The sequence below is a fragment of the Pseudovibrio sp. Ad13 genome (assembly GCF_001623225.1).
Taxonomy (GTDB): domain Bacteria; phylum Pseudomonadota; class Alphaproteobacteria; order Rhizobiales; family Stappiaceae; genus Pseudovibrio.
This window is the reverse complement of record NZ_LMCC01000018.1, coordinates 293,288-305,818: the sequence shown is the minus strand read 5'-3', so window position 1 is coordinate 305,818 and position 12,531 is coordinate 293,288. Positions and strand designations below refer to the sequence as shown.

The following is a 12,531-nucleotide window of genomic DNA, read 5'->3' as shown; positions in this document are numbered from 1 at the left end:
TCAAATTGGTTTTCTGATCTGAAACAGGCCAACATTGATGGTTCCCTCAGCAAAGCCAGCCTCACAATATGCCAGATAGTAATGCCACATTCGCTTGAAGCGGTTGTCGTAGCCCAGCTTGGCGATTTCTGGCCAGCTCTGGAAGAACGACTTTCTCCAACGTATGAGTGTCTGTTCGTAGTCTGCACCGAAGAACTCACGTGTCACGAGTTGCAGTTTTTGTTGCTCAATCTGCCTTGCAAGTTCCTTAGCTGAGGGGAGCAAACCTCCCGGGAAGATGTAGCGCTGAATGAAATCAACGTTCTTGCGGTAACTATGGAACTTTTCGTCAGAGATGAGAATTGCCTGAATGACAGCAGTGCCCCCCGGTTTCAGGCGAGACTTGAGCTTTTCAAAATAACCGGCCCAGTTCTCTTCACCTACCGCTTCGATCATCTCGATGGAGACAATGGCGTCGTACTGGCCTTGCGTTTCGCGATAGTCGCGCAGTTCGAAGGATGCACTTCCGTCAGTTTCTTGGGATTGAAGGCGGGATTGGGCAAATCTGAGCTGCTCCTGTGAGAGTGTGATGCCGTGCACATCACGTCCGGCAGTGCAGGCATGTTCAGCAAAACCGCCCCAACCGCAGCCAATTTCCAAGATCTGTTGGTCTGGTTGTGTATCGGTCATCTGCAAGACACGATCGTACTTTCTACGCTGGGCGTCTTCGAGTGTTTCGTGCTGTTTTAGCTTGTAGGCAGATGAGTAGGTCATCGTCTCATCGAGCCAGTGGCTGTAAAAGTCATTTCCAAGATCGTAGTGGAATGCGATGTTGCGCTTGCTACCGTTCAATGTGTTTGCATTTGCCAAATGGCGCAGGCGGGCGAAAGCGCGTGAGAGGATGCCGCGTTTTGTGACGGACTGCATGATGTGTTTGTTGGCCACCAGCAAATCGAACAGGGATCTGAGGTCGCTACATTGCCAGTCTTCTTCCAGATACCCTTCGGCCAATGCGAGAGAGTTACCGGAAAGGAGACGCCATAAAAGGCGAGTGCTTAAAATCTTGACGGTTACGACGGGGCCTTTCCCAGAGGGGTTGCCATAAGAAAGCATTTGATCATTGGGAAGAATGACCCACAAATGACCTTCGGAGAGACGGCGGAGCATACGGTCCAGCAATGTCTTCCAGAGTTTTGAGGAGAGGTTAAGCTCTGTCATTTTTGTGCCGGTCAACGGACTGAGGGAGGAGTGATCTCTAAGTGTCATGGGTGTCTCCCTGAATTTATTTTGGTCTTTTTGAGTGCTGGAGTTTGCTTGTGCATACTCGTTACGATGGATGCTGGCGGTGATGGTCGCTTGTGAAAGCGAGCGCCTTTGATCCAGAGCTTGAGGGCTTCGAAATGAATGAGCCCCAGGATTTTTGCCGAATTCTGGAAGTACCGAAGACCGATCTCGAGGAGGCGTGTTGTTGTCGCTGCTTTTTGTTTTCCCTGAAAACTGGCGGTCAATACAGGTGCGCTGCCCTGTGTCAGCCGAATGATGAGTGAAACATGGTCTGTTGGTGGACGTGCAACAAAATGATAATGGCCGGAGACTTCCAGAAACGGTGAAACATGGAAGTTCTTTGGGCAGGAGTGTCGGTAGGCCTGTTGAATGCCTTGATGTTCAGATGGCGTTATTTCAACGGCGTAGTGGTGCATGTCGCCAAAGGTGTTTCGAACCTGATAAAGAATGGCTTCCAATCTGTTTTTCGAATAGCAGTAGAACATACTGATTGGATTGAAGGCTCTTCCTAAAAATCTAGGGTAGGCGAGGAGCCGTATCTGTTCGGGAATGGCGGTTATGTGCGCTTGTCTCAACACATCCTCTACATAACCGCGCAGGGATGAATGACCTTCTTCCATGTGGTCTGATGGATGGAAGCTGAATAGGTTGAATCGGTCGACGGACAGCAAGCGCGATATCTGGTTCACGTCCTGCAATCGGTCAATGTCGATTGAAAAGGAAACGGCTTTATAGCTGAGCTTGTGTTTGATCTGATCATGACGGCAGTGCACTACATCGCCCAGATAGATCCTGAGCGGTGCATTTGTAGTTTCCTGCTGTCGTCCTGTCAGGATCATTCCGCAGCCTCCTGATAACTTCCGTAGGGCCAGTCTTCAGGCAGGCCAATGCGTCCGTTGGGATTATCGCATGTCCATGGGCGTTGGACGTTACCGAGCGCCTCAGCCACGGCCAAGCCAGACTGCAACCCATCCTCGTGGAAGCCATAGCCCAGGTAAGCGCCGCAGAACCAAGTGCGCCGTTCCCCCTGAATTTGCCAAAGTTGCCTTTGAGCGGACAGTGCAGTTTGATCGAATACCGGGTGGGAGTATTGGAAGGTGCGCAGTACGGAGCCTTCAGCTGGCTGATGGCTCGGGTTGAGGGTGACAAATACATCCTCAGAGATGTTCAGTCTTTGAAGGGCATTCATCCAATACGTCACGCACAGAGCGTTGTTTCCCATTTTATTGCCAATAAAGTTCCATGCGGACCAGGTCGCTTTGCGCTTCGGCATAAGGGAAATGTCGCGATGCAGAATGGCGATGTTTCGCTGATACCGGATTGATCCGAGGATCTGGCGTTCTGCCCGAGAGGCATTGCCTTCCGCATTGAGCAGGGCAAGTGCTTGATCTGAGTGACACGCAAACACGACATGATCGTAGGAGGATGCGTGACCGTTTCTTGAGTAAACCGTGATCGATCCGGGTTTGCGTTGGATGTCTGAAATGCCGGCATTCAAAATGACTTTGCCGGAAATCTCTGAGGCGAGTTTTTGAACATAGTTGCATGACCCACCTGAAACGGTGCGCCATTGTGGTCTGTCGCGTACTTGCAAAAGGCCATGATTGTTGCAAAAGCCGATGAACGTGCGGAATGGAAACTGCAGCAATTGTTGTGGAGGCATAGACCAAATGGCAGCGCCCATGGGAAGCAGATGCTCATTGATGAAGTTGGCTGAATAGTTGTTTTGAGTGAGATAACTGCCCAGTGTTGCTGACTGGAGTTTTGGATCTTCGGCGTCCTGAGGTGCATCCTTATAAAAGCGGAGCGTTTCCGATACCATGCGCAGGAAGCTGGGGCGGAAGAGGTTGGATTTTTGGGCGAACAGGCCTTTTAAACCTGAGCCAGAATATTCGCGGGCGCCTTGTTCGAGCGAAACTGCGAAGGACATTTCGGTTGGGTCTGTTTGAATATCCAGATGATTGAAGAGTGCAGTCAGGTTGGGATAGGTTCTTTCGTTATAGACGATGAAACCGGTATCTACAGCGACGCCTTTATCAGCGACTTTTACGTGCTGCGTGTTGGCGTGGCCGCCGAGACGATCATCTTTCTCGTAGACATCTACATCATGACTTTTAGAGAGAAGCCAGGCTGCGGAAAGACCGGAAATTCCACTCCCAATAACTGCAATTTTCATAGCTCACATCCAATCCAAAGTTTCTCTTTTTAGGAGCGTTGATTGGAAATGGATCACCTTAGGCAGGAAAAAGTGATCCAATTGACAAACTGTTTGGTAAAAAGACTATGTGACACAACCCGGCGGTTTGCAGAGCGATGGTTACGATGCAGCTTCAAAATAATGATGGCGAGAGCGAGAACAGCCTGACCTCCGCAGATTTGAGCGCTTTGCTCCAGTCTCTGGGTCAAGAGCGGTCTCGTCAGACATTTCGTCAGCTCTTCGAGTTCTTCGCACCTCGGCTCAAGACCTACTTTCTCAAAGGAGGAGCCACCTCTGAGCTGTCAGAGGAACTCGTTCAGGAAACCTTTGTGATCGTGTGGCGAAAGGCTGAGATGTTTGATAGTCGTAAGGCTTCAGCTTCGACCTGGATTTACACGATTGCTCGTAACCTCCGGATTGATCGTTTTCGTAAAGAGCGGCGCTATCTTTACAAAGATGACCAGTTTTTTGCCAATGCGCTGGTTGGAGAAGAGACGCAGTTTGATGACCATCACCAATCACAACTCAGCGAACGGGTGAAGAAGGTTCTTCCCCTGTTGCCAGCAGAGCAATCGACCATCATCAAACTGGCGTTTTATGAAGATGCCAGTCATTCAAAAATCGCCCAGTACCTGGAACTGCCGCTTGGGACCGTTAAATCCCGGATGAGATTGGCACTTGGGCGTTTACGGAAACTTTTGGAAGGGGTGGACCTATGATCAACCATCACCTCAGCGATGAAATTGTATGGGCCTATGCAACCGGGTCTTTGCCTGCAGGACATGCCTTGCTCGTGTCCTGTCATCTGGAGCTTTGCCAAGGATGTAAGGCTCGCTTAGCTGAAGCGGAAGCCCTTGCAGGCGCGATGCTTCAAACCACCGAGCAGCAAAAGCCTTCTGACGACATGTTCGATCTACTGATGGCTCGGGTTGAGAACGAGCCAACGCTTTCGGCGGGTGCCTATCTGGCTGAACCCAAGCCTGAGAAAGGCGTGCCATCGGCGCTGTGGGATGTGCTGGGGCATGGATATAGTGGTATCAAATGGAAGATGGTTGGTCCGGGGATCCGGCAGTTCATTTTGCCGATTAAATCGAGCGAAGGTGAAAGCGCACGTTTGTTGAAACTGTCTCCGGGGTTTGTCACACCTGAGCATTCGCACCACGGATCAGAAATGACACTGGTGCTGCAAGGGTCGTTCAGTGATGAGACCGGACGCTATAAGATTGGCGATGTTCAGGAAGCAGACGAACATGTGCATCACCAGCCCATTGCAGATACAGAAGAAGACTGCATCTGCCTTGCAGTGACCGACGCACCGCTGGACTTCAAAGGCTTCTTTCCCAAACTTCTGCAGCCATTTATTAGGATGTAATAGTATGCGTATGGGACACAATTGACGATTTGAGATAGTCAGTGATGATAAAATTGAGAAGATCAATTTTTCAATAAAAAAGGCACCTTGCGGTGCCTTGTCGTCTCGATCTTCTTTTGAAGAGAGATGGTAGCGAGGGAGGGACTTGAACCCCCGACACGCGGATTATGATTCCGCTGCTCTAACCAACTGAGCTACCCCGCCATCCGGTGCGCTATGTTGCGGTGGTGACCGCCGCGCTGTGAAGGGGTGTATAAGGCCCAAGAGGAGTGGCGTCAAGCGTTCTTGAGTAAGTTTTGTGGAAATATGATCTCTTGTGAAAAACTCCATGAAAACCTAGGGTTAATGCCAATTTCGTTGAGCAATAACTGCCAGTTGCAGTTGTCAGGAACAAGAAAATCTCATTTTTTACCAAGTTGGAAATTCCGGAGTGGCTTTTCTGGGATTTGTGGAGCGGTGTTGTATTGAAGCTGTGCAAGGTACAGGCTTGAGAGATCAAAAAAACGCCCCGGTGACGATCAGGTCAGGCGGGGCGTTTTGAATAATTCTGTCAGTTTGGCAATGCGTTAGCCTACAGGAAAGCCTGCTGCTTCCCAGCCTTTTCCGAGTAGTGCTTTGAGGGCAGCTTCTGCGCCTTCCTGCTTTTCAGCACGCTGAATCCAACCGCCGCCGAGAACACGCGCTTCCTGACCGTCTTTGTCGAAGAAGACGCAAGCCTGTCCTGGAGCTACGCCGAATTCGCCTGCTACCAGCTCGACAAAAATGTTTTCGCCGCTCTTGCGCAGAATTGCTTCTGTTGGTGGGCGGGTAGAGCGCACCTTTGCATAAACAGTGATGCCGTCTTCCGGCAGATCGTCCAGCGTACCTGGGCCAATCCAGTTTACTTCGCGCAGCAGCAGGTTGTGGGTTGCTAACGCTTCTTGCGGACCGACAATCACACGTCGCCCATCTGCATCCAGATGAACAACATAGAGAGGGTCACCAGTTGCAACTCCGATACCGCGGCGCTGACCGATGGTGTAATGGATGATGCCGTTGTGTCGGCCAAGAACGCGGCCATCTACATGGACGATATCACCTGGTTCTGCCGCGTGCGGGCGAAGCTTGGCAATAACGTCTGTGTAGCGGCCTTCTGGCACAAAGCAGATGTCCTGACTGTCATGCTTGTCAGCAATTGCCAGTCCAAACTCATGTGCAAGTTCGCGGACTTCTGGTTTGGTCATGCCACCTAATGGGAAGCGTAGGAAATCTAGCTGTTCCTGCGTTGTTGCGAATAGGAAGTAGCTTTGGTCACGGTCCAGATCGACAGGACGGAACATGGCAAGCTGATTGCCTTCCACGCCTGTACGGACATAGTGACCTGTGACCAGAACATCAGCGCCCAAGTCCTTTGCCGTTTCCAGAAGGTCTTTGAACTTGACGGTCTGGTTACATGTTACGCATGGAATCGGTGTTTCGCCATTGATATAGCTGTCCGCGAAGCGTTCGATGACCTGCTCTTTAAAGCGGGATTCATAATCCAAAACGTAATGCGGAATGTCGAGTTTTTCTGCGACACGGCGGGCATCGTGGATGTCTTGCCCTGCACAGCAAGCGCCCTTGCGTTGGATTGCTTCGCCATGATCGTAGAGCTGTAGAGTGACGCCGACCACATCATAGCCTTCGCGTTTCATCATTCCGGCAACAACCGATGAATCAACGCCGCCTGACATGGCAACAACCACCCGTGTGTCTTCTGGGCGGCCGGGCAGGCCAAGACTGTTTAGCATTCCAATTACCTCATCCTGTAGGCGCGTTTAAGTGAGAGCCGTATCTATAACATCACGAGCAGATTTCAATCCTGGGAGACATTGAAGTCTGAAGCGCAGATTAGTTTCTTTTGCTTGCTTAGTGCTTGCTGCGCTCTGGCGATGGCTAAACGCGGGCTCTCTTTTAAACGCTTCGCATGCGTACGCTTCGAGCGTGCTAGTTGGCGGGAATATACCTAAAACTCGACGGAAGGCCAATCTTTTTGATTGATGTTTTTACTTGCTGGGCATTTGTTGCCGAGGCGGGGGCAATAAGTGATCTTGTGGCCTGTTCTTTGAAATGTTGAGTTGAGTTTATCTATTTGAAAATGCTTATATATTTTTGATTTTGTGGCTGGCCCGCTAATTGCATATCTGCGCGCAAGATGTCTTGACCATCGTTGCTGATGGTGTGTGCTGCGTAGTTTGAGGAATATATGTCGCAATCTGCTTTGCTGAGTTTAGCCGGTCCTGTTCAGCCGCAAACGCCTTTAGGCCCCGTTGTGGGGCAAGGTGGTAATGCGCTGCTTGGTGAGAGTGTGCTCGGCCAAAATGCCGATACTTTCTCCGGTCTTCTCGCCAAAGCTTCTGAGAGAGATGGTGCAGCGGCAACTGCGGTGGATCTCTTTTCTGGAGCTTTAACGACTGGCGGTGATCTCTCGGTTTTGAGCCCAAATCTCATCAAGGATGAAAATGGGGAGAGTGCGATTGTTGGTTTGGCTGGTGAACTGCCGCTTTCCACTGTTTCTCAGTTGCCAGTGCCTGGTGTGGTTCCGGGATTGGGGGCAGTTGCGACAACTAATGATGAAGCGCTTCTTCTCAATGGCGGCGAAGGGAAAGCGAAAGCGCCTTTTGTTGCCTTGCCACAAAATGTCCAGGAGGCAGGCAGTCAGCCAGCCTTAGCGGAGAAAGCAGGCGAAGCGAAAGTTACTCAGCCGGTCGCTAATGTTCAAAACGCTTCTCCTATTGTGGGTGAGGGCGAGGCCATCTCTTCCAAGACAGTAGAGAGTGCTGTTGTAAATCTTGGTGCTTTACAGCAGGCCGAGCGTGGTGGGCAGATCTTGCCGCAGGCGGATGATGGACAGGTAACGGCTCAGGTTGGAGCTGTTGCTCAAGAGACAGACGTCGCCGGAACTGTACAGGAATCTAAAGGCAACGCTCGCAATGCTTCAGATACGCGGCAGCGCGTGACGTCCGAGCAGCAGGGTGCTGTTGTTAAGCAAGGTGGTTCAACTGAGCCTCAGTTAAATGCGCTGGAGCTCCCGAATTCAGATCAAGTGGCTAAGGTTTCTCCTGAGCTGATTGCACGTTCTTCAGGCGTATCTGAGAAGTCCCAGAGTTCTGCTGCTTCACCGCAAGTTCAACCAGCGAGCAATGGGGCTAAGGTAGAGCAAGTCGCCAATGCCGTTGGTAATGGTGCTGTCACGACCTCAGATAGCGGTAATGTTGGCACTGTTGCTAATTCAGTCAGCGCCCCTGCCGAAAAGACCGCTGCACCGGATCGTGCTGCAGGTGAAGCGGATGTTCGGTCATCGCAACCTGTTGTTGGTCGTCAGGTCAGTGAGCTAGCAACAGCGCAAGACGTGAAGAGTGTCAAAGTTCAATCCGAACCTGTTCAGCCGCAATCTGTAGAGGTTAAGGGAGCTGTTCAGTCTTCTCGCGGGGATGTTCTTGTTGATGCCATTGAAGGTGATGCAGAGGCTTCCTTAGAAAAGCCTGTGCTTGTCCGGCAGACTGATCGGGCTGGTTCAAGCTTTGTCGGCAATCAACAGCGTGCGGTGCAGACCGCGTCTGTTGAAGTTGATAGTGACATCATTTTCCCGAATGTGACTTCCAAGCCTGATGTGCCTTCAGAAAAGATTGGCCAAGCTTCGCAGGTACAAAAGGCTGTTGATGTATCCTCTGTTCAAGAAAGTGAAGCGAGTGTCCGTTCTGCGGAACAGGTGAGCCGGACTGCTGCTGTGACGAGTGTTGCGACCCCGTTGGTTGTGAAAGACAAAACTGCTGGTGGAGCTGTGCAAGCGACATCGAGTTTTGAATCCGTCACGGAGGTTAGTGATGCTCCGGAGGCTGATGAGCTTACCAATGCACTGAACAAGCCTACAGAGCAGGCAGTATCCGCTGACAAGAAAAGTACTACGCCCTCTGTCAGTATTCAGGTGAAGGTGCCACAGGAAAATGAGCAGGTTGCTTCAACAACGGCAATCGGTTGGGGGCTTGCTGCCGGTCCGTTGGATGGATCTGAAGCTGAGCTTGATTGGGAAAGTTCTGAAGCAATCTCCAGTACTGCTGCACGTTCTGACACTGCATTCCGTTCAATGGGCTCTCTGCCAACCTCTACGCTGAGGAATGTTGCGAATGCTGTGTGGCCTGAGATTGCCCGACAGGCAAGTGGCGGCGTTGATCGTTTTGAAATCCGGCTTGATCCAAAAGAATTGGGTGGAGTCGATGTTTCTCTTGAATTTAGTAAGGATGGCCGCGTACGGGCGCATTTGATTGTTGAGAGACCTGAAACTCTCGAACTTTTGCAGCGAGATCAACGTGGGTTGGAAAAGGCTCTTCAGGAAGCTGGGATCGAAAGCGATAAAAGCTCTCTTCAGTTCTCACTTGGAGGGCGTGGCTCGCAGACTTCAGATCAGCAAGAGAACCGACAGGTCAATGTCGGGCAGCTGGATCGAGCGTCAGAAGGCACTGAGTTGCCAGACGAAAACTATCTCGCACATAACAACTTAAATAGTGCTGCCCGCGCTGGTGGACTGGATATCTCGGTTTGATGCCGCGTATGAGGAAATAGACAATGACTACAATTAATGCACTGACACCGAATGCAAACTCCTCTGGCGCAAGCACCCAGAACAGCATAAATGCAAACTTTGATCTGTTTATTTCATTGCTGACCACGCAGGTGCAAAACCAGGATCCGTTAGAGCCTCTCGATTCGGCTGAATATACGAATCAGCTGGTTCAATACACGATGGTTGAGCAACAGGTTGCAACTACTGAGAAATTAGAGGAGCAGCTGACTCAGCTCAAAACGCAAAGTGCGAGTCAGTTTGTAAACTATATCGGTAAGGAAGTGACAGCTCAGAGCGCAACTGCGCAGCTCAAAGATGACAAAGCCTCGTGGAATCTTGATGCCGTTTCCGCAGGCAAGGCAACCATTACTGTTAAAAATAGTGAGGGTGCTGAGGTCTATCAGGAAGAGATTGATCTGAAGGAAGGTGACAATACCTTTGAATGGGATGGCGTAGCGACAAACGGCACAAAAGCTGGTGATGGCGCCTATTCCATTGATATTATTACCCAGGATGCCAATGGCGAGCCTTTCGCTGTTCAGACCGAAGTGAAAGGGAAAGTGGACGCCGTGGACTTCAGCACTGGCGACATTATTCTGCACATGGGGGATCTTAAAATTCCCGTGGGTGAGGTCACTGGAGTCAATGGAATTCTGTAGTAGTTAATATCCACTAAGATCCCCGGTTATGAATCTTACCAAAACATTGATGGGGGCTTAGCCAAATTTTAAGCGCCTTGTTCTATTCTCATCCTCAGCTTGGTCATGGTTTGTGTGAGAGTAGAATGACCGAACATATACGTTCACGAGTAAAATACGTCATCGGCCCCGATGGGAGCCCTCTGACGATAGCGGATCTTCCTCCTACCTCTACTAAGCGGTGGGTTATCAGGAGAAAAGCTGAAGTGGTTGCGGCTGTGCGTGGAGGCTTGTTGTCTCTGGATGAAGCATGTAACCGGTATACTTTGACGGTTGAAGAGTTTCTGTCTTGGCAGAACTCGATTGACCGACACGGTTTAGCCGGCTTGCGCGCTACACGCGTTCAGGACTATCGCAGCAACTAGTAAGCTTCAGGCAAAAAGGGTGTAATACCCAAACAGGTTTGAGGTTCTGAAAAGGCCGGCTGTCTCAGCCGGCCTTTTTGTATGTGGAAGCCACATTTTGTACAATTTTACAGATTAACCATGATGTCTTAACTGCTTCGGCAAAATCTGCCGAACAGGCCGCTCAAGATTCATTCGACTCTTCAAAAGCCTAGTCAAAGGCCTTTCCTGCGATATTCCACAATGCTTCTTTGTGGGTAGATTTCCCGTTTACCGATTATTAGGGTTTTATTAACCTTTTGTTAACTCTAAGGCGGGCAATTTTTACCTACCAGCAAATCAGGGGCAATTCACGCCGATTTCCAAGGTGTTGAGAGTATTGCTGGTACATTTTGAATGAGCGATTTGAACGTACGGGGCGGCAACTGTGAGTGGAATCCTTGACTTCTTGAAAGGACTTGGGCCCGCGCGACTGGCAGCGATGGGGGCGATGGCTGTTACGTTGATCGGCCTGTTCGGTTTCATCATTGTTCGTGCGACAGCACCGCAGATGGTGCCGCTCTTCACGGACCTTACTCTTGAAGATGCTGCAGCGATTGTTAGCCAGGTTGAATCTCAAGGTGTTTCATATGAGTTGGGTGTCAACGGACGTAGTGTTCTTGTCCCTCAGGAGAACGTTCATCGTCTGCGCATGACAATGGCGGAAGCTGGCCTGCCATCTGGCGGTGGTGTTGGTTATGAAATCTTCGACAAGACAGATACGCTCGGTGCAACCAGTTTTGTGCAGAACCTGAACCGCCTCAGAGCTCTTGAAGGGGAACTTTCCAGAACCATTCGCAGCATTGGCCGGATTTCTTCTGCGCGTGTTCATCTGGTGATCCCTGAAAAGCAGTTGTTCCAGCGTGATCGGGAACCGCCAACAGCTTCGATTGCAATTAAGGTGCAGGGTTCTTTGTCTGGTGGGCAGATCCGTGCCATTCAGCATCTTGTTGCGACGGCAGTTGAAGGACTGGAACCTTCCTACGTCTCTATCGTTGATGAGCGCGGCACTTTGCTTGCCAGCGGAACCGGCGATAAAGAAGGGCTTGCTGGTGGCTCTTCGCTGGATGAACGACGTTCGACAATGGAGGCTCGCCTGCGGCAACAGGTTGAAGAGATCCTCAATAACGTCGTTGGAACCGGTCGCGCTCGTGTTCGGGTTGCTGCAGAAATCAACTATAACCGCAAAACTGAGACACAGGAGCTGTATGATCCTGATGGGCAGGTGTTGCGTTCTTCTCAGAGTAAAGAAGAGAATGCATCTTCCACCAATGGTGAGGAGACGGTTTCTGTTGGCAACCAGCTGCCGAATACAGACGCAGCTGGCAGTGCAACCGGGTCCAAGGATGCCTCGAATGTTTCTGAGGAAATCCTGAACTACGAGATTTCCAAGAGTACAGTGACGGAGATCTATGAAGCAGGTGGTCTGGAACGGCTGTCTGTAGCGGTTCTGGTTGATGGTACCTACACAACCAGCGAGGATGGCACGCAGACCTATCAACCGCGCAGTAAAGATGAGCTGGAGCAAATTGCTACTCTGGTTCGAACTGCTGTTGGCTTTAACAAACATCGCGGTGATAATGTTGAAGTGGTCAACATGCGCTTTGTCGAAGCTCCTCTTCAGGACTTTGGTGATAGCGAAGGTGGGCTGTTCGACTTTACACGTGCTGACATCATGAAATTTGCTGAGTTGGGTGTTCTGTTTGTGATCACCATCTTGCTGTTGATCTTCGCAGTCTCTCCGCTGATGAAGCGTATTCTTGCTAAAGAAGAAGAGAGAGCGGCGGCGGCAGAAGGCGGTGTTCAGATGCTGCCAGATGGCACATTGGTCGCTGAGGGCCCTGCGCAAATTGGAGGTGTTGTTGGTGAAATGGAGGAGGTTCCTTCTGAAATGCCAACAGCAGAATGGATTGAAGATGCCAAAATGCAGGCAGCTCTCCATCAAAGCTCAATTCAGCAAATAAGTGAGTTGATTGAAGATTCTCCGAGCGAAGCGGTCAATATCGTTCGCGGTTGGTTGAACGAGGCAGCGTAGG

The 12,531-nt window shown here is 50.7% G+C and carries 10 protein-coding genes and 1 tRNA gene; 6 read left to right on the top strand and 5 right to left on the bottom strand.

Features of this window, described 5'->3' with window-relative positions; translation table 11 throughout:
* Genes PsAD13_RS22970 through PsAD13_RS22960 form a run of 3 tightly spaced genes read right to left on the bottom strand, consistent with a single transcriptional unit; the run spans window position 1 to window position 3,439 of the window.
* A complete protein-coding gene (locus PsAD13_RS22970; protein ID WP_063319563.1) occupies window positions 1–1,245 on the bottom strand; it encodes a cyclopropane-fatty-acyl-phospholipid synthase family protein in 1,245 nt (414 codons plus the stop codon).
* Complete coding sequence (locus PsAD13_RS22965; RefSeq protein ID WP_063319562.1) at window positions 1,242–2,102, bottom strand: DUF1365 domain-containing protein; 861 nt, start codon at window positions 2,100–2,102, stop codon at window positions 1,242–1,244. Before PsAD13_RS22965 ends, PsAD13_RS22970 begins: the two co-directional genes overlap by 4 nt.
* A complete protein-coding gene (locus PsAD13_RS22960) occupies window positions 2,099–3,439 on the bottom strand; it encodes an FAD-dependent oxidoreductase (RefSeq protein ID WP_063319561.1) in 1,341 nt (446 codons plus the stop codon). The genes PsAD13_RS22965 and PsAD13_RS22960 overlap by 4 nt, the downstream gene beginning before the upstream one ends.
* A gap of 146 nt (window positions 3,440–3,585) precedes the next feature.
* On the opposite strand from PsAD13_RS22960, the gene PsAD13_RS22955 reads away from it, so the two are divergent.
* Both PsAD13_RS22955 and PsAD13_RS22950 read left to right on the top strand, forming a co-directional pair.
* The gene (locus PsAD13_RS22955) at window positions 3,586–4,179 is read left to right on the top strand and encodes a sigma-70 family RNA polymerase sigma factor (RefSeq protein WP_063294032.1); all 594 of its coding nucleotides are present in this window, start codon (window positions 3,586–3,588) and stop codon (window positions 4,177–4,179) included.
* Entirely contained in the window at window positions 4,176–4,832 is a 657-nt protein-coding gene (locus PsAD13_RS22950; RefSeq protein WP_063319560.1) for a ChrR family anti-sigma-E factor, read from the top strand. The genes PsAD13_RS22955 and PsAD13_RS22950 overlap by 4 nt, the downstream gene beginning before the upstream one ends.
* A 127-nt stretch (window positions 4,833–4,959) precedes the next feature.
* Here PsAD13_RS22950 and PsAD13_RS22945 read toward each other — a convergent pair.
* Both PsAD13_RS22945 and mnmA read right to left on the bottom strand, forming a co-directional pair.
* Window positions 4,960–5,036 (bottom strand) — tRNA-Met (locus PsAD13_RS22945).
* A gap of 362 nt (window positions 5,037–5,398) precedes the next feature.
* Window positions 5,399–6,601 (bottom strand): tRNA 2-thiouridine(34) synthase MnmA, encoded by a 1,203-nt coding sequence (gene mnmA / locus PsAD13_RS22940; RefSeq protein ID WP_063294011.1) that lies wholly within the window; start codon window positions 6,599–6,601, stop codon window positions 5,399–5,401.
* A 455-nt stretch (window positions 6,602–7,056) separates the two neighbouring features.
* On the opposite strand from mnmA, the gene PsAD13_RS22935 reads away from it, so the two are divergent.
* The 4 genes from PsAD13_RS22935 to fliF all read left to right on the top strand — a co-directional run bounded on the left by PsAD13_RS22935 (window position 7,057) and on the right by fliF (window position 12,530).
* A complete protein-coding gene (locus PsAD13_RS22935) occupies window positions 7,057–9,393 on the top strand; it encodes a flagellar hook-length control protein FliK (RefSeq protein WP_063294010.1) in 2,337 nt (778 codons plus the stop codon).
* 23 nt (window positions 9,394–9,416) lie between these two features.
* Window positions 9,417–10,073, top strand: a complete 657-nt coding sequence (locus PsAD13_RS22930; protein WP_063294009.1) for a flagellar hook capping FlgD N-terminal domain-containing protein — start codon at window positions 9,417–9,419, stop codon at window positions 10,071–10,073.
* Window positions 10,074–10,198: 125 nt separating this feature from the next.
* On the top strand, window positions 10,199–10,477 hold the full coding sequence (locus tag PsAD13_RS22925; protein ID WP_054784903.1) for a DUF1153 domain-containing protein: 279 nt from the start codon (window positions 10,199–10,201) through the stop codon (window positions 10,475–10,477).
* Window positions 10,478–10,883: 406 nt separating this feature from the next.
* Window positions 10,884–12,530, top strand: a complete 1,647-nt coding sequence (gene fliF / locus PsAD13_RS22920) for a flagellar basal-body MS-ring/collar protein FliF (RefSeq protein WP_082831042.1) — start codon at window positions 10,884–10,886, stop codon at window positions 12,528–12,530.
* The last annotated feature ends 1 nt before the right edge of the window (window position 12,531 follow it).